The sequence below is a fragment of the Gemmobacter fulvus genome, assembly GCF_018798885.1.
Lineage (GTDB): Bacteria > Pseudomonadota > Alphaproteobacteria > Rhodobacterales > Rhodobacteraceae > Gemmobacter > Gemmobacter fulvus.
On the sequence record NZ_CP076361.1, the window covers coordinates 1,035,255 to 1,050,638 of the forward strand.

16 protein-coding genes and 1 other RNA gene are annotated in these 15,384 nt (G+C 64.4%); 7 read left to right on the forward strand and 10 right to left on the reverse strand.

What is annotated here, in order from left to right; translation table 11 throughout:
• Positions 1-2: 2 nt before the first annotated feature.
• Positions 3-560, reverse strand: coding sequence for a tetratricopeptide repeat protein (locus tag KM031_RS05095; protein ID WP_371879006.1), 558 nt, complete (start codon positions 558-560; stop codon positions 3-5).
• Between the two features lie 89 nt (positions 561-649).
• Between KM031_RS05095 and KM031_RS05100 the strand changes: the two genes are divergently transcribed.
• Positions 650-934, forward strand: a complete 285-nt coding sequence (locus KM031_RS05100; protein WP_215503460.1) for an SCP2 sterol-binding domain-containing protein — start codon at positions 650-652, stop codon at positions 932-934.
• The gene (locus KM031_RS05105) at positions 934-1,872 is read left to right on the forward strand and encodes an alpha/beta fold hydrolase (RefSeq protein WP_215503461.1); all 939 of its coding nucleotides are present in this window, start codon (positions 934-936) and stop codon (positions 1,870-1,872) included. Before KM031_RS05100 ends, KM031_RS05105 begins: the two co-directional genes overlap by 1 nt.
• A gap of 135 nt (positions 1,873-2,007) precedes the next feature.
• Here the strand turns inward: KM031_RS05105 and KM031_RS05110 are convergent, their stop codons facing one another.
• Genes KM031_RS05110 through KM031_RS05125 form a run of 4 tightly spaced genes read right to left on the reverse strand, consistent with a single transcriptional unit; the run spans position 2,008 to position 5,922 of the window.
• A complete protein-coding gene (locus KM031_RS05110; RefSeq protein ID WP_215503462.1) occupies positions 2,008-2,733 on the reverse strand; it encodes a proteasome-type protease in 726 nt (241 codons plus the stop codon).
• A gap of 33 nt (positions 2,734-2,766) precedes the next feature.
• Entirely contained in the window at positions 2,767-3,576 is an 810-nt protein-coding gene (locus tag KM031_RS05115; RefSeq protein ID WP_215503463.1) for a transglutaminase family protein, read from the reverse strand.
• Positions 3,576-4,526, reverse strand: a complete 951-nt coding sequence (locus tag KM031_RS05120) for an alpha-E domain-containing protein (protein ID WP_215503464.1) — start codon at positions 4,524-4,526, stop codon at positions 3,576-3,578. Before KM031_RS05120 ends, KM031_RS05115 begins: the two co-directional genes overlap by 1 nt.
• Before the next feature lie 4 nt (positions 4,527-4,530).
• Positions 4,531-5,922 carry a circularly permuted type 2 ATP-grasp protein gene (locus KM031_RS05125; protein WP_215503947.1) on the reverse strand — a complete coding sequence of 464 codons (1,392 nt, stop codon included), beginning with the start codon at positions 5,920-5,922 and terminating at the stop codon, positions 4,531-4,533.
• A 349-nt stretch (positions 5,923-6,271) separates the two neighbouring features.
• Here KM031_RS05125 and KM031_RS05130 point away from each other — a divergent pair, with 349 nt between their 5' ends.
• From KM031_RS05130 to KM031_RS05140, 3 genes are all read left to right on the forward strand, one after another.
• Positions 6,272-7,282, forward strand: a complete 1,011-nt coding sequence (locus KM031_RS05130; protein WP_215503465.1) for a ligase-associated DNA damage response exonuclease — start codon at positions 6,272-6,274, stop codon at positions 7,280-7,282.
• 43 nt (positions 7,283-7,325) lie between these two features.
• Positions 7,326-8,921, forward strand: coding sequence for an ATP-dependent DNA ligase (locus KM031_RS05135; RefSeq protein ID WP_215503466.1), 1,596 nt, complete (start codon positions 7,326-7,328; stop codon positions 8,919-8,921).
• A gap of 83 nt (positions 8,922-9,004) precedes the next feature.
• Positions 9,005-10,831, forward strand: coding sequence for a M3 family oligoendopeptidase (locus tag KM031_RS05140; protein WP_215503467.1), 1,827 nt, complete (start codon positions 9,005-9,007; stop codon positions 10,829-10,831).
• An 8-nt stretch (positions 10,832-10,839) separates the two neighbouring features.
• On the opposite strand, the gene KM031_RS05145 is transcribed toward KM031_RS05140, so the two are convergent.
• Positions 10,840-11,691, reverse strand: coding sequence for a LysR family transcriptional regulator (locus KM031_RS05145; protein WP_215503468.1), 852 nt, complete (start codon positions 11,689-11,691; stop codon positions 10,840-10,842).
• Between the two features lie 119 nt (positions 11,692-11,810).
• On the opposite strand from KM031_RS05145, the gene KM031_RS05150 reads away from it, so the two are divergent.
• Both KM031_RS05150 and KM031_RS05155 read left to right on the forward strand, forming a co-directional pair.
• A complete protein-coding gene (locus tag KM031_RS05150; RefSeq protein ID WP_215503469.1) occupies positions 11,811-12,026 on the forward strand; it encodes a YjiS-like domain-containing protein in 216 nt (71 codons plus the stop codon).
• A gap of 145 nt (positions 12,027-12,171) precedes the next feature.
• On the forward strand, positions 12,172-12,894 hold the full coding sequence (locus tag KM031_RS05155; RefSeq protein WP_215503470.1) for a Bax inhibitor-1/YccA family protein: 723 nt from the start codon (positions 12,172-12,174) through the stop codon (positions 12,892-12,894).
• A gap of 146 nt (positions 12,895-13,040) precedes the next feature.
• On the opposite strand, the gene rpmG is transcribed toward KM031_RS05155, so the two are convergent.
• The 4 genes from rpmG to KM031_RS05175 form a co-directional block, all read right to left on the reverse strand.
• Positions 13,041-13,208 carry a 50S ribosomal protein L33 gene (gene rpmG, locus KM031_RS05160; RefSeq protein ID WP_008027883.1) on the reverse strand — a complete coding sequence of 56 codons (168 nt, stop codon included), beginning with the start codon at positions 13,206-13,208 and terminating at the stop codon, positions 13,041-13,043.
• A 130-nt stretch (positions 13,209-13,338) separates the two neighbouring features.
• On the reverse strand, positions 13,339-14,049 hold the full coding sequence (locus KM031_RS05165) for a DUF533 domain-containing protein (protein ID WP_215503471.1): 711 nt from the start codon (positions 14,047-14,049) through the stop codon (positions 13,339-13,341).
• A 230-nt stretch (positions 14,050-14,279) separates the two neighbouring features.
• Positions 14,280-14,686: RNase P RNA component class A (gene rnpB, locus KM031_RS05170), an RNA gene on the reverse strand.
• Positions 14,687-14,698: 12 nt separating this feature from the next.
• Positions 14,699-15,376, reverse strand: coding sequence for an N-acetylmuramoyl-L-alanine amidase (locus KM031_RS05175; RefSeq protein WP_215503472.1), 678 nt, complete (start codon positions 15,374-15,376; stop codon positions 14,699-14,701).
• Between the last annotated feature and the right edge of the window lie 8 nt (positions 15,377-15,384).

Sequence of the window (15,384 nt, forward strand, 5' to 3'; positions counted from 1 at the left end):
GATCAGAGTTCCTGCCCGGCGATCTCGGCCTCCAGGCGCTTCACCGCGTCCAATACCCCCTGCATCTGCGGATGTATAGCAAGGGCGGCGCGGTAAACCTCAAGCGCCTGCGGTTTACGCTCCAGTTGTTCAAGAATTGCGCCAAATCCCGCCAGCGCCCCGAAATGGCGCGGGTTCAACACCAGCGTGCGCTGAATGTCGGCCACCGATTGCCCATAGCGCCCGGCGTGAAAAAACACCGTCGCCCGCGCGTTCCAGCCTTCGGCAAACTCGGGGGCGTGATCGGTCAGTGCGGTCAGGTGATCGGTCGCGGCCTCGATATCGCCCTGCTCCATCGCCTTGCGCCCACGCTCCAGCAGCAGATCCATCGCGGGCGAACCGGAGCGCGACCAGATGCGCCAGATGTCATCCTCGATCCGCCCGGCCTGCTGTGCGTCAGCCTGCTGCAATTCGGCAAAAAGCCGATCCAGCGCAGCCTTGTCCTCGGCCTCGCCCGCCATCGCCGCAGCGTAACTGCCAAAGATCAGCAGAAATGCCGCTACGACAATATTGTGTAACATAAACGCCGCTTTCATGATTTCCACTGTAGCTGAGCCCGGAGGAAATGCCATAACCCTCTGCTCACGTTTCGGGGAAGAAGGAGACTACCATGAGTGAAGTGATCAGCGCCGCCGTAACCGCCCTGTCGGCCAAAGTGCCCAGCTTTGACGGTGTGGCGAAATTCGTGATCCCCGGCGAAGGGGCCATCATGATCGACAGCGCCGGGGTGCGCGCCGCCGATGAGGCCGCCGATGTGACCCTGACCGCCGAAGCCGAGGTGTTCCGCGCGATTCTGGACGGCGAAATGAACCCGACCATGGCCTTCATGACCGGCAAACTGTCGGTGGATGGCAATATGGGTCTGGCAATGCAGCTTGGGGCTGCACTCGGCTGATGCAATCCGCACCGCTTTTTGCGGAGATTGCGCGCGGGCCTGAGGGCGGAAGCGCCTTCTGGATCACCGCGCGCGATGGCCTGCGCCTGCGCGCGGGCCATTGGCCGCCGCCGGGGGCAGCGCGCGGCACCGTGCTGCTGCTGCCGGGCCGGTCGGAATATATCGAGAAATACGGCCCGACCGCCGCCGCCCTTGGCGCGCAGGGCTGGCATCTGCTGGTGATCGACTGGCGGGGCCAGGGCCTGTCGGACCGGCTGCACCCCGATCCGTTGCGCGGCCATGTGGCAGATTTTCGGGACTATCAGCAGGATGTGCAGGCGCTGCTGGCGCTGGCGCGGAATCTGGATCTGCCCGAGCCGCTGCATCTGATCAGTCATTCCATGGGCGGCTGCATCGCGCTGCGCGCCCTGCACGAGGGGCTGCCGGTGCGCAGCGCCGTATTTTCGGCGCCGATGTGGGGCATCCAGCTGCTCCCGACCTTGCAGCCGCTGGCCGCCACCGTGTCACGTCTGGCGCATGACCGTGGACTGGGGCATCGGCTGACCCCGACCACCTCGCGCCAGAGTTACATCAGCCATGTCAGCTTTCGCCGCAATCTGCTGACCCGCGATGCCGAGATGTTCCAGTGGCTGCGCCAGCATGTGACCGCCCATCCCGAACTGGCGCTGGGGGGGCCGTCGCTAAGTTGGCTGCATGCCGCGCTGAGTGAATGCAAGGCGCTGGCGATGCTGGCCTCGCCCGCCCTGCCCGCCGTGACGGCGCTGGGAACGCGCGAGCGCATCATCTGCCCGCGCAGCATCCGCCGCCGCATGGCAAGCTGGCCTGGAGGCCGGTTGGACCTGTATCTGCGGGCGGAACATGAGGTGATCATGGAAACGGCACCGCACCGCGACCGCTTTCACCACAGCGCCGCCGCGCTGTTCGAGGCCCATGCCTGAGATGGGCGCCGTCCGGCGGGGCATCGAGCCCCTTGGACGGCATTGCCATGGATGCGCCCCCACCGGCGGAATGGCGGATCCGGCGCGAGGTGAGTATTTGGGCAAAATGCAAGAGGGGGCGGGGGCCCTGCTTGATCAGAGGGCGATCTGCACGAAGCCATCACGCAGCGCCTTAGACCAGGCCTCGCTCATGGCGCGGAACTGTTCGTCGCCTGCCTCAATCCGGCGGCGGCTGGTGACCTGGCAGGCATCGCGTTCGATCACCACCAGATCCAGCGGCATGCCGACCGACAGATTGGAGCGCAGCGTCGAATCCATCGACAGCAGCACCGCTTTCTGGGCATCGGCCAGGCTGGTATCGGGCCGCACCACCCGGTCGAGAATCGGTTTGCCGTATTTATGTTCGCCGATTTGCAGGAAGGGCGTGTCTTCCGTCGCCTCGATGAAATTGCCTTCGGGATAGATCAGGAACAGCCGCATCGCGCCGCCCTTGCGCTGCCCTGCCACGATCATCGCCGCCGAGGCGCTTTGCTTCATGGCATTCATCTTGTCGCTGATTTCCTGCCCGACGGCGGCCAGCATATTGCCGACGATTTCGGCCACCTTCAGCAGGGTGGGCGCTTTCAGGATCGAGGTTTCGCCATCGGCATCCGGCTCTTCGATCGCCTCGCGCAGCCGGGCGATGGTTGTCTGGGTCACCGAGAGGCTGCCCGCCGTCAGGATGGTGATCACCCGTTCGCCGGGGTCTTCGAAGATGAACATCTTGCGATAGGTCGAGATATTGTCGAGCCCGGCATTCGTCCGCGTATCGGACAGAAGCACCATGCCCTCGTTCAGCAAAAGGCCTACGCAATAGGTCATATCTGGTTCCGTATCAGCTGTGTGGCGGCAACATTATTGCTGTGCTGACAGAACCGCAACCGTCACATCCAGGCTTTCCACGCCCGGACCGCGGGTTGTGCCGCGGATCGGGGCTGCGTCCTGTGCATCCATACCGGAACCGAGCCGGATATAGCGCGCGTCCGGGCAACAGCGGTTGGCCGCATCGAACCCGACCCAGCCCAGACCCGGCACCCAGATTTCCGCCCAGGCATGGGCGGCCTCATGCGGCACGCCGTCTTCGGTGGCGTGAAGATAACCCGAGACATAACGCGCGGGCATGCCGCGATGGCGGGCCACGGCGATCAGCGCATGAGCGTGATCCTGACACACCCCTTCGCCCTGCCCCAGCGCCTCGGCCGCCGTCGTGCGCGCCGTGGTCACGCCGGGTTTGTAGGCAATCGCCTCGGCCACGGCGGCGGCCAGCGCATGGGCGGCGTCCAGCGGGTTTTCGATGCCTTCGGCGGCCTCCGACAGGGTGACCAGCGCCCCGTCCACCCGTGTGGGCAGGGTATCGCACAGATAGACCTCGGGGCGCACCAACTCGCGGTGGCCGCGCAGCACGCCTGCCATATCGCGCGTCTCGACAATGCCGCGCACCCGCACGGTGATCTCGCTCACCGGGCCCTGCACCGACCAGCACTGGATCCGGTCGCCTGCGCCATCGCGGAAGGTACCGCCGACCAGCCCGTCGCTGACCTCGACCTGCCACTCCAGCACGTTTTGCCCCTCGTAGCTGGCCGGGGAAAGCCTGTGGCTTTGCACCACGCCGCGCACGGGCTGATCATAGGTGTATCGGGTCACATGATCGACGATCAGCTGCATCAACGCACATCCCCGCTCAGATAACATTCATGCACCATATGCCCCAGAACCGCAGATTCGCCAATGAAGCGTGACAGGAACTCGTGCAGGCCCTCGTCGAAAATCGCCTCGACACTGGTGGTTTCCAACTCGGCCAGCATCGCCTGCGCCTTGCCCTGTGCCGTGGTCTGCCGACCATAGAGCTTGCCCAGACGCATCAGGTGATTGTTCACGCCGGCCACACAGGTGATCAGCGAGCGCGGGCTCTGGCTGTTCAGGATCAGGAAATCCGCGATCTTGGCCGCCGTCACGTCGCCGCCATAGGCCCAGTGGAAGGCGCGTTGTGCCCCCATGGCGCGCAGCAGCGTCGTCCATTGGTAATTGTCAAAGCCCGAGCCAACAAAATCCAGCCGGGGCAGCAGGACGTAATATTTCACGTCCAGCAGGCGCGCGGTATTGTCGCCCCGTTCCAGATAATAGCCGATATTCAGGAAGTTATAGCCATCGTTGCGCAGCAGCGTGGCGTCGATGGCGCCGCGCACCATGGCGGCGTGGCGCATCACCCAATCGGTCAGGCGGCTCAGGTCGAGTTCGCTGCGCGGGGTGCGCTCCAGCTGGCGCAGTTCCTGAAAGGCGGTATTCAGCGCATCCCACACCTGCGAGGTGAGCGCGGTGCGCACGATGCGGCCATTTTCCCGCGCCGAGGTGATGCAACTGGCCACGGACGAGGGGTTGTCGCGGTCAAAGAACAGATAGCTTTCGATATTGCGCTGCACCGGGTCGCCATATTTCTTGGCAAACCCGTCTGCCGTGCCCGACGATTGCAGCAAGCTGTCCCATTCGCTGCGATAGCCCTGCACCGAGGGCAGCAGCGAAATGCGCGATCCCACTTCCAGCAGGCGCGCGGCGATATCGGCGCGCTCCATATAGCGGGCAATCCAGTAGAGGTTGTCGGCCGTTCTGCTCAGCATGGTCTTACTCCGCCAACACCCAGGTATCCTTGACCCCGCCACCCTGCGACGAGTTCACCACAAGGCTGCCCTCTTTCAACGCCACCCGCGTCAGCCCGCCGGGCACAAGGTCGATGCTTTCGCCGACAAGGCAATAGGGCCGCAGATCGACATGGCGCGGTGCGATGCCTTCGGCCACGAAGGTTGGGGTGGTCGACAGCGCCAGAGTCGGCTGCGCGATATAATTGCCGGGATCCGACTGGATCAGATGCCGGAATTGCTCAATCTGTTCCTTGCTGGATTTCGGCCCGACCAGCATGCCGTAGCCGCCCGATCCATGCACCTCTTTCACGACCAGATCGTCCAGCTTGTCGAGGACATATTTCAGATCGTCCTCCTTGGCGCATTGCCAGGTGGGCACGTTTTTGAGGATCGGCTCTTCGCCCAGATAAAAGCGGATCATTTCCGGCACATAGGTATAGACGGCCTTGTCATCGGCCACCCCTGCCCCCGGCGCGGAACAGATGCTGACCCCGCCCGAGCGGTAAACATCCATCAGCCCCGGAATCCCCAGCATGGAATCGGGGCGGAAGCACAGCGGATCAATGAAGGCATCATCAATGCGGCGGTAGATCACATCCACCCGGCGCGGGCCTTCGGTGGTGCGCATATAAACAAATTCGCCCTCCACGAACAGATCCTGCCCTTCCACCAGTTCGACCCCCATCAGGTCAGCAAGGAAGGAATGTTCGTAATAGGCACTGTTGAAATGCCCAGGCGTCAGCAGGACCACGGTGGGTTCGCTGTTGCATTTGGCGGGCGCGACGCTGGCCAGCGTGCGGCGCAGCCGTTCGGAATAGCTGTCGACCGGCTGGATGCGGTTTTCGCGGAACAGATCGGGGAACATGCGCATCATGATCTCGCGGTTCTCCAGCATATAGGAGACCCCCGAGGGCGTGCGGCAATTGTCCTCCAGCACAAAGAAATCATCGGGGCCGGTGCGCACCAGATCAATACCGACGATATGCGAATAGACACCTTTCGGCGGCACAAAGCCGACCACGGCCTTCTCATAGGCCTCGTTCTGATAGACCAGCCGCGCCGGGATGCGCCCGGCCTTCACAATCTCGCCCCGCCCGTAAACATCGACCAGAAACGCGTTCAGCGCACGGGCCCGCTGTTTGATGCCCCGCTCCAGCCGCGCCCATTCCAACGCGGTGAACACACGGGGAAACATATCGAACGGGATCAGGCGGTCCGGGTCGCCGCCTTCGCCGTAAACGGCAAAGGTGATGCCGATCCTGCGGAACAGCGCCTCTGCCTCGGCTTGTTTCATCTGCCTGAGCTCCGCAGGCATCATGCGCATCCAGTCTTCAAGGCGCATATACGGGGGGCGCACGGCCCCGCTGTCATACATTTCGTTAAAATAGCTCGTCACTGGAAGCCACCCCCCGGCTTTACGTCCGTTCAGTTAAGCAGCGGGATTCCGGGGTGGGAAGATACAAAGATGGCTTTGACGGCATTGTCCGGGTTTCTTCGCAAAGATTCCGCGCGTCTGCACATTTTTTGTGCAAAACTTGGCACCAAATCCACCCCAAAGCCCTTTGAAGCGGCGATGTGGTGCCAGTTTCGGCAATTTGCGCCAAATGTCGGCACAGGCTTGCGCCCAAGGCCGCGCAGCGCACAGGATGGGCCGAGGCGGCGGCCCCCGGAACCACCGGGCGCGCGCCGCGTTGCCCTGCCGTGGCAGACAGGAAAGGCCCACCATGCCCACCGCGCCTTTGCTGACCTTCACCGACAAGGGGATCTATTGCGCGGAAGGTGATTTTTTCATCGACCCCTGGCGTCCGGTGCCGCGCGCGGTCATCACCCACGCCCATTCCGATCACGCCCGCCCCGGACATGGCCAGTATCTTTGCACCATCGGCACCGCCCCGGTGATGCAGCACCGGCTGGGCGAGATTGCGGTGCAAACCGCCGCTTATGGCGAGGCCGTCCAGATCAATGGCATCCGGGTCAGCTTTCACCCGGCAGGCCATTTGCCGGGATCGGCGCAGGTCCGGCTGGAACGGGGCGGCGAGGTCTGGGTCGTGTCGGGTGATTACAAGGTTGAACCCGACGGGCTGGCCGAGCCGTTCGAGCCGGTCCCCTGCCATGCCTTCATCACCGAAACCACCTTTGGTCTGCCGGTGTTCCGCTGGCAGAACCAGGAGGCGGTTGCGGCGCAAATCATGGGCTGGTGGGCGCAGAACGCCCGCGAAGGCCGGGTTTCTGTGATCGGGGCTTATGCGCTTGGCAAGGCGCAGCGGCTGATGGCGGCGCTGACGCCGATCGGCCCGATCCTGACCCACGGCGCGGTGGAGGCGACGACGCGCATCCTGCGCCAGCAAGGTTATGCCCTGCCCGAGACGCTGCATGCCACCGGCGATGTCAGTGGCAAGACCCATCCCGGCGCGCTGGTCATAGCACCACCTTCGGCGCTTGGCAGCGCATGGGCGGCGCGGTTCGGGCCAAGGTCCGAAGCTTTTGCCTCGGGCTGGATGGCAATCCGCGGCATCCGCCGACGCAGGGGCAATGCCACCGGCTTTGTGCTGTCGGATCATGCCGATTGGCCCGGCTTGAATACAGCGATCCGCGCCACCGGGGCCAGCCGGGTCTTCGTCACCCATGGCTATACTTCGGCCTTCTGCACATGGCTGCTGGAACAGGGCTATGATGCGCAGATCGTGGCAACCCCGATGCCGCCCTCTGCCGACACCGAAGATGGGGCCGCATGATGTGCGCTGTGTTTTGCCCGGTCCTGCTGGCGGAGGGCTTGCGATGAACCGCTTTGCCGCCCTGTTCGCAGCACTGGATGGCACGACCAGAACCAGCGCCAAGATCGCCGCCCTCACCGCCTATTTTCAGGAGGCCCCCGACGCCGACCGGGTGCAGACCATCGCCCTTCTGTCAGGCCGCCGCCCCAAACGCGCGGCGACCGCCACCGAATTGCGGCTCTGGGCCGCCGAGGCGGCAGGGCTGCCGCTGTGGCTGTTCGAGGAAAGTTATCATGTGGTGGGGGATCTGGCGGAAACCATCGCGCTGGTGCTGCCGCCGCCCGCCGCGCACAGCCGGGCCAGCCTGTCTGACACCATCACCGCGCTGTCAGCCCTTGCCGGTCAGACCGCAGACACACGCCGCGCGGCGGTGCTGGCGATCTGGGACAGCCTGCCGACCGAAGAGCGTCTGCTGTTCAACAAGCTGATCACCGGCGGCTTTCGCATGGGGGTCAGCCGGGGCCTGATGACCAAGGCGCTATCGGCGGCAACCGGGGTGGACGAGGCCACGCTGGCGCATCGCCTGATGGGCGACTGGCGGCCGGAAACCACCCGCTTTGCCGATCTGGTTGCAGGCAGCGATACGCCGGGCGCGCAGCCCTATCCTTTCGCGCTGGCCTCGGGGCTTGAGGGCGATCCCGCCGATCTTGGCCCGCCCGAGGACTGGCGTGCCGAATGGAAATGGGATGGCATCCGTGGTCAGATCCTGCATCGCCCTGGCCATTTCGCCCTGTGGTCGCGCGGGGAAGAGCTGATCACCGACCGCTTTCCCGAATTTGCCCCGCTTGCCGATTTTCTGCCCGAAGGCACGGTGATGGATGGTGAAATCATCGCCATGCGCGCGGGCAAACCGCTGCCCTTTGCCGCGCTGCAAACCCGCATCGCGCGCAAGACCCTGTCGAAAGCGCATCTCACGGCCGCGCCGGCGCATCTGCTGGCCTATGATCTGCTGGAGGAGGCGGGTCAGGATCTGCGCGACCAGCCCTTTAGCCTGCGCCGCGCCCGGCTGGAGGCGCTGCTGGCAGCCCTGCCGCCCGGCCTTGCCATCAGCGCCCCGCCGCTGATCCCGATTGCCGATTGGGCGGGCCTTGCCGAGATCAGGGCCGGCGCGCGCGGCCAGATGGCCGAGGGGCTGATGCTGAAACGCGCCGCCTCGCCCTATTTCACCGGGCGCAAGCGGGGGGACTGGTGGAAATGGAAGCTCGATCCCTATAGCGTCGATGCGGTGATGATCTATGCGCAGGCAGGCCATGGCCGTCGTGCAAACCTTTATACCGATTACACATTTGCCGTGCGCGACGGCAATGCGCTTGTGCCCTTCACCAAAGCCTATTCCGGCCTGACCGATGCCGAATTTGCCGCCATCACCCAATGGGTCAACCGCAACACGCTGGAACGCTTTGGCCCGGTGCGCCGGGTGCCGCCCGATCTGGTGTTCGAGATCGGGTTTGAAGGCATCCAGGCCAGCCCGCGCCACAAATCCGGCATCGCCCTGCGCTTTCCGCGCATGTTGCGCTGGCGGCAGGACAAGACCGCTGCCGAGATCGACACGCTGGACAGCCTGACCGCGCTGCTGCGGCAAACGCAGATGGATATTTGAACCAAGATGAAAGCAGCAAGGGTTGCGCTTGGGGGGAGCGCAGACCTAGATGTCAGGCAAAGACATGCACAAGGGTTTCCCCGATGACGCTTCCGCTGCCCCGCCCGGTTTTCGATGCTCATGCCGCCTCTGGCGGTCTTGGATCCCTGCCCGATTGGGATCTGACCGACCTCTATCCGGCCCCGGACGCGCCTGAGCTGGAGCGCGACATGGCCTGGCTGGAAACCGCCTGCGCCGATTTCGCTGCGCGCTATGAAGGCAAGCTGGCCGATCTGGATGCCGCAGCACTGCTGGTGTGTGTGCAGACCTATGAGCAGATCGACGTGATTGCCGGGCGCATCATGTCCTATGCCGGGCTGCGCTATTACCAGAACACGATGGACAGCGAGCGCGCCAAATTCATGGCCGATGCGCAGGATGCCATCACCAGCTTCACCACGCCGCTGGTATTTTTCAGCCTGGAATTCAACCGACTGGACGAGGCGGCGCTGAGCGGCTTGCTGGCGGCCAATGCCGATCTGGCGCGCTACAAGCCGGTGTTCGACCGGATGCGCGCGATGCGCCCCTATCAATTGTCGGACGAGCTGGAAAAATTCCTGCATGATCAAAGCACGGTGGGGGCGGCAGCCTGGAACCGGCTGTTTGACGAGACCATGGCCGGGCTGACCTTCACCGTGGCGGGCGAGGACGAGCCGCTGAACCTTGAAGCAACGCTGAACCTGCTGACCGACCCGGAGCGCAGCAAGCGCGAGGCGGCGTCGCGGGCATTGGCGGCGGTGTTTGACAAGAACATCAAGCTGTTCGCGCGGATCACCAATACGCTGGCCAAGGAAAAGGAGATCCATGACCGCTGGCGCAAGATGCCAACGCCGCAGACCGGGCGGCATCTGTCGAACCATGTGGAGCCGGAGGTGGTGGAGGCCTTGCGCAATGCCGTGGTTGCCGCCTATCCGAAGCTGAGCCATCGGTATTACCGGCTGAAGGCCAAATGGCTGGGGCTGGAGACCTTGCAGGTCTGGGACCGCAACGCGCCGCTGCCCGCCGAAAGCCCGAAGCTGGTGGATTGGGACAGCGCGCGCCGCACGGTGACTGGGGCCTATGCCGCCTTCTCGCCCAAGCTGGCCGAGCTGGCCGAGCCGTTCTTCACCAAGGGCTGGATCGACGCGGGCGTGAAGCCGGGCAAGGCGCCGGGGGCCTTTGCGCACCCGACCGTGACCACCGTGCATCCCTATGTCATGCTCAACTACCTTGGCAAACCGCGCGATGTGATGACGCTGGCGCATGAGCTGGGCCACGGCGTGCATCAGGTTCTGGCTGCCGGGCAAGGCGAGCTGCTGTCCTCGACCCCGTTGACGCTGGCGGAAACGGCTTCGGTCTTTGGCGAGATGCTGACTTTCCGCAAGCTGCTGGACGGGGCGAAAACCCCGGCAGAGCGCAAGACCCTGCTGGCGGGCAAGGTGGAGGACATGATCAACACCGTGGTCCGCCAGATCGCCTTCTATGACTTTGAATGCAAGCTGCACGCGGCCCGCGCCGAAGGCGAGCTGACCCCGGATGACATCAACGCCCTGTGGATGAGCGTGCAGGCGCAGAGCCTTGGCGATGCGTTTGAATTCATGGACGGGTATGAAACCTTCTGGGCCTATATCCCGCACTTCATCCATTCGCCCTTCTACGTCTATGCCTATGCCTTTGGTGACGGGTTGGTGAATGCGCTTTATGCCGTTTACGCCTCGGGCCTGCCGGGTTTCGAGGAGAAGTATTTTGACATGCTGAAGGCGGGCGGGTCCAAACACCACAAGGAATTGCTGGCGCCCTTTGGCCTTGACGCCTCTGACCCCGCCTTCTGGGACAAGGGGCTGAGCATGATTGCGGGCTTCATCGACGAGCTGGAGGCAATGGAGGACTGAGCGCCCGATCAGGAGCCATAGGCGAGGCGCAGCTCGGACAGCAGCGCCTCTGCCGCCTCGCCCTTCACCGTGGGCGCGACATACAGACAGACCGACAGCCCGCCCAGATCCGGCAGGCCACAACGTTCCACGATCTCGGCCGTGCCATCCGGGAAGCGCCCGCGCAGCCGCGCTGAAATCGCAAGATCGGCGGCGACGATCGCCTCAACCGCCTGTTCGCTTTCACCGTCGATCGCCATTTCCCAGGGCAGGCCCGCCGCATCCAGCGCCGCCTGTGCGGTGGGCCGGAAGATGCAGGTATCCTTGAAGCCCAGCCGCAGCGGCTGTCGGCACCAGGCCGTGCCTTCGGGCGCGCCGATCCAGACCAGATCCTGACGCGACAATTCCTCGCCGCCGGTGCCCGGACGCTCTTCGGTGGTCAGGATCACATCCATCTCGCCCTTGGCGAAGGCGTCTTTCAGCAACAGCGTGAAGGACGAGGCCAGATTGATCCGCAGCCGCGGATATTGCGCGGCAAGGCGTTTCAGAATGCCGGGGATCGCTGGATAAACGATGTCATGCGGCACACCGAGCCGGATTTCGCCCTCGAAGGTCGATGAGGTCAGGCGCGATAGCGCCTCGTCATTGATCGCCAGCATCCGCCGCGCAAAGCCCATCAGCTGTTCGCCCTCTGCGGTCAGCGTCAGCTTGCGCGCGGCACGCAGAAACAGCCCCTGCCCCAGACTGTCCTCCAGCCGCTTCAGCTGCATCGACACAGCGCTCTGGGTCAGGTTCAGCAGCCCCGCCGCACGGGTCACACCGCCCGCATCGGCCACCGCCACAAAGGCCCGCAGCGCAGTCAGGTCGAGGTTTCTCGGCATATCAACACCTGTGATGGTTTGGCACACAATCATTCATTTCCATAATTCTGCATCATCCGGCAATTTGCATCAAGAGATGAAATGCACACTGCGCCATCCATCACCAAAAGGAGGTTCAAATGGCCCATTCCCTGCCCGTCGCCCAACCCCGCATCTCGCCGCGCCGCCGCCCCCTGATGCTGCGCCTGCTGGATCTGATGTCGCTGCGCCGCCAGCGCCGCGCCCTGACCGAGATGGAGCCGCATCTGCTTGCCGATATCGGCCTCAGCGCCGCCGAGGCCGACGCCGAAGCGCGCCGCCCGATCTGGGATGCCCCGGCCCATTGGCGGCTGTAACCGCGCCGCGTCAAAAATCCGGCGCGCATGAGTCATGTTTTACACGAGAAATCCTTGAAATGGCGGGCAACACTTCCGATATTGCAAGCATAAGGCGGGGCCGGACGGCATGGCCCCGCTCATCAGACACATTCGGAGGCATCAGATGGCTGAATTTGACACGATCCGCTCGGTGGGCACCGGCGCCCACGCGGCCCGGATCGACGAGGGCCTGCGCGCCCATATGAACAAGGTCTATGGCCTGATGTCGGTGGCCATGCTGATCACCGCAGGTGTGGCATGGGCCGTCGGCACCAATGAGGCGATGCTGAACGCGATCTACGGCACGCCGCTGAAATGGGTGGTGATGTTCCTGCCGCTAGTGATGGTCTTCGCCTTCGGCGCGCTGATCAACCGCCTGTCGGCCCCGGCCGCGCAGCTGTTCTTCTATGTCTATGCTGCCGCCATGGGCCTGTCGCTGGCCTATATCTTCGCGGTGTTCACCGGCACCTCGATTGCCACCACCTTCCTCGTGACTGCCATCTCTTTCGCGTCGCTCAGCCTCTATGGCTACACGACGAAGAAAGATCTCAGCGGCATGGGCACCTTCCTGATGATGGGCCTGATCGGCCTGTTCGTCGCGATGATCGTGAACATGTTCATCGGCTCGGACGCGCTGCAATTCGCCATCTCGGTGATCGGTGTGCTGATCTTTGCTGGTCTGACCGCCTATGACACGCAGAACATCAAGAACACCTATGTGCAACATGCCGCGATGGGCGATCAGGAATGGCTGGCGAAATCCGCGATCATGGGCGCGCTGACCCTGTATCTCGACTTCATCAACCTGTTCATGTTCTTGCTGCAATTCATGGGCAACCGCGAATAAGCAGGGCTGCTACACCAGATGACACAGGGCCGGGGCATTCCCCGGCCCTTTTGTTTTAAGCGGCACAGGAAGGCATCCACCCACCACCGCAAATGAAAAAAGCCGCGCCCAAGGGGCACGGCTCTGTGGGTCAGGTCAGGCAGATCTTACTTGATCTTGCCTTCCTTGTATTCCACATGCTCCCGCTTCACGGGGTCATATTTCTTCACCACCATCTTCTCGGTCATGGTGCGGGCATTCTTCTTGGTCACATAGAAGTGCCCGGTGCCCGCCGTCGAGTTCAGACGGATCTTGATCGTCGCCGGCTTCGCCATAGTCGTCTCTCCTAGAGCCGGGAAAGCGGACCTTCCCGTTAAATCCTTGAAGCCTGCCTTTTAAGGATGGCGGCGGCAGAGTCAACAGCGAAACGCCCTTTCGCCGCCATGTTTTGCAGGGCGGCCCGGCTCAGGCCAGCGGTTTGCCCATATCGCGGTGAATCCCCGCCACTGCTGCCGGATCCAGCGCCAAGGCCTGCGCCAGACCGCGCAGATAGGCGCGTTCCGCCTCGGTATCCACCGCAATCGCCATGAGCGAGGCCGCATAGACCTGCGCCTTCACCGTGTCGCCTACCCCGGCTGCAAACCCCGCCAGATCCAGTGGTGCGTCCAGCTCCGCCTCGACAAAGGCGATCTCCGCCTCGGAGGCATCGCCCAGATGGCCCAGAATCGCCGCCCGCTCGGCGGGGTCGATGGCCCCATCCGCCTTGGCCGCCTGAATCATCGCCCGGATCATCAGACGCGCGTTTTCTTCGGCCAGCGGCCCGGCGGGCGTCGCCCCGGTCAGCGCACCCATCATGTCGCCCATGCTGCGCGCCCCGGCGGTGGCCGCCCCGGTCATCGCCGCCATCAGGCTGCCCAGACCGGCCTCTGCCGTCTCGGTCGCCCCGGCGGCCGTGGTGCCGAACTGCCCCACCATGTTGCGCACCGCCTCCTTGCCGCCGGGCAGGCCCAGCTTCTCGGCCATGGCCCCCATCTGATCGGCCATCCCGCCGGGCGCAGAGGCCCCGCGCAGGGCCTCTTTCATCGTCTCCATGCCACCTGCCTTGCGAAACTTGTCAACGCCCCGCGCTGCGGCAAATCCCACGGCAAGCGTGGCCAGTGTCTTGATGAAACTCATGCGACTCTCCCTTTGCTCAGGCCAGCATACCCCGGTTTGCCCTTTGCGCGAGAGACTTCGCACCGGCCCCCATCCTTCGCGCCGCCCCCCTGCCCTTGCACTTTGTCCAAATACTCAGACCCGGCCCGCCACAGCGCGCCACCCCCTCGGCCATGGGTGCCCCGGCCGCCGCTGCGGCCCGCGCCTGAGGGGGGCTCGATGCCCCCGAAGGCGCGGCCTGCTGTGATAGATTGCGCGGATGGCCTGTAAGCCGGATTCTGTCCAAGGGGTTGCCCCCTCTGGATGACCATTCCTCTGCCCCCGCCGTTACCGACGGGGTCTAGCTGCCAACCCGGGCCTTCTCAGGCTGAAGTGTCCCTGTGGAGGTCTCCGCGCCAGATGGCAGCGAACCTTTCCACGCGAGGCCCCTATTCGGCATTGCTCCGGGTGGGGCTTGCCGTGCCGTCCTTGTTGCCAAGTCCGCGGTGGGCTCTTACCCCACCGTTTCACCCTGACCATCGTGTGACCGATGGCAGACTCTTCTCTGTGGCGCTTTCCCTGGGGTTGCCCCCGCCGGGCGTTACCCGGCACCCTTCCTTCATGGAGTCCGGACTTTCCTCGCAGGGGTCGCCCCCCACGCGGTCATCCAGCCATCCGCGCGAGGGGCGGCTTACGCGGCGAAGGCCACCGCGTCAACGGGAAAGCGCGCCGCCAGATCCGCCGCCCATACGGCATCCACCGCATCCAGCGGCCCCTGCGCCATCGGACGAAAGCGCAGCCGGAACGCAGCCAGCAGCAGATCATCGGCCACATCGGGATAGCCGAAGCGCCGCGCATCGGCGCGAAAATCGCCCGGCTCCGCGCCCGGCTCGGGCCAGACCGACAGCCCGCGCCGCGCCAGACGCTGCCAATCGAATCGCGGCCCCGGATCGGCCTTGCGCCCCGGCGCCATGTCGCTATGCCCGATCACCCGCGCCGCAGGGATCTGCCAGCGCGCCATCACATCGGCCAGCACGCCCTCCAGCGCCGCCATCTGCGGCTCGGAAAACGGTGCATCGCCCGGATTGGCCAGTTCGATGCCGATGGACCGCGAGTTCACATCCTGCGCCCCGCCCCAGCCACCTGCCCCGGCGTGCCAGGCGCGCAGTTCTTCGGGCACAAGCGCCTGAACCGCGCCGCGTTCCGAAATCAGGTAATGCGCCGAGACTTCGGCAGCAGCATCACACAGCCGCGCCGCAGCCTCGGCACAGCTGGGCATCGCGGTGTAATGCAGCACGATCAGATCCGGCAGCACGCCATTGCGGCGCGGCCCGAAATTCGGCGAGGGAAACTCCGCACGCATCGGCATGATCGCGC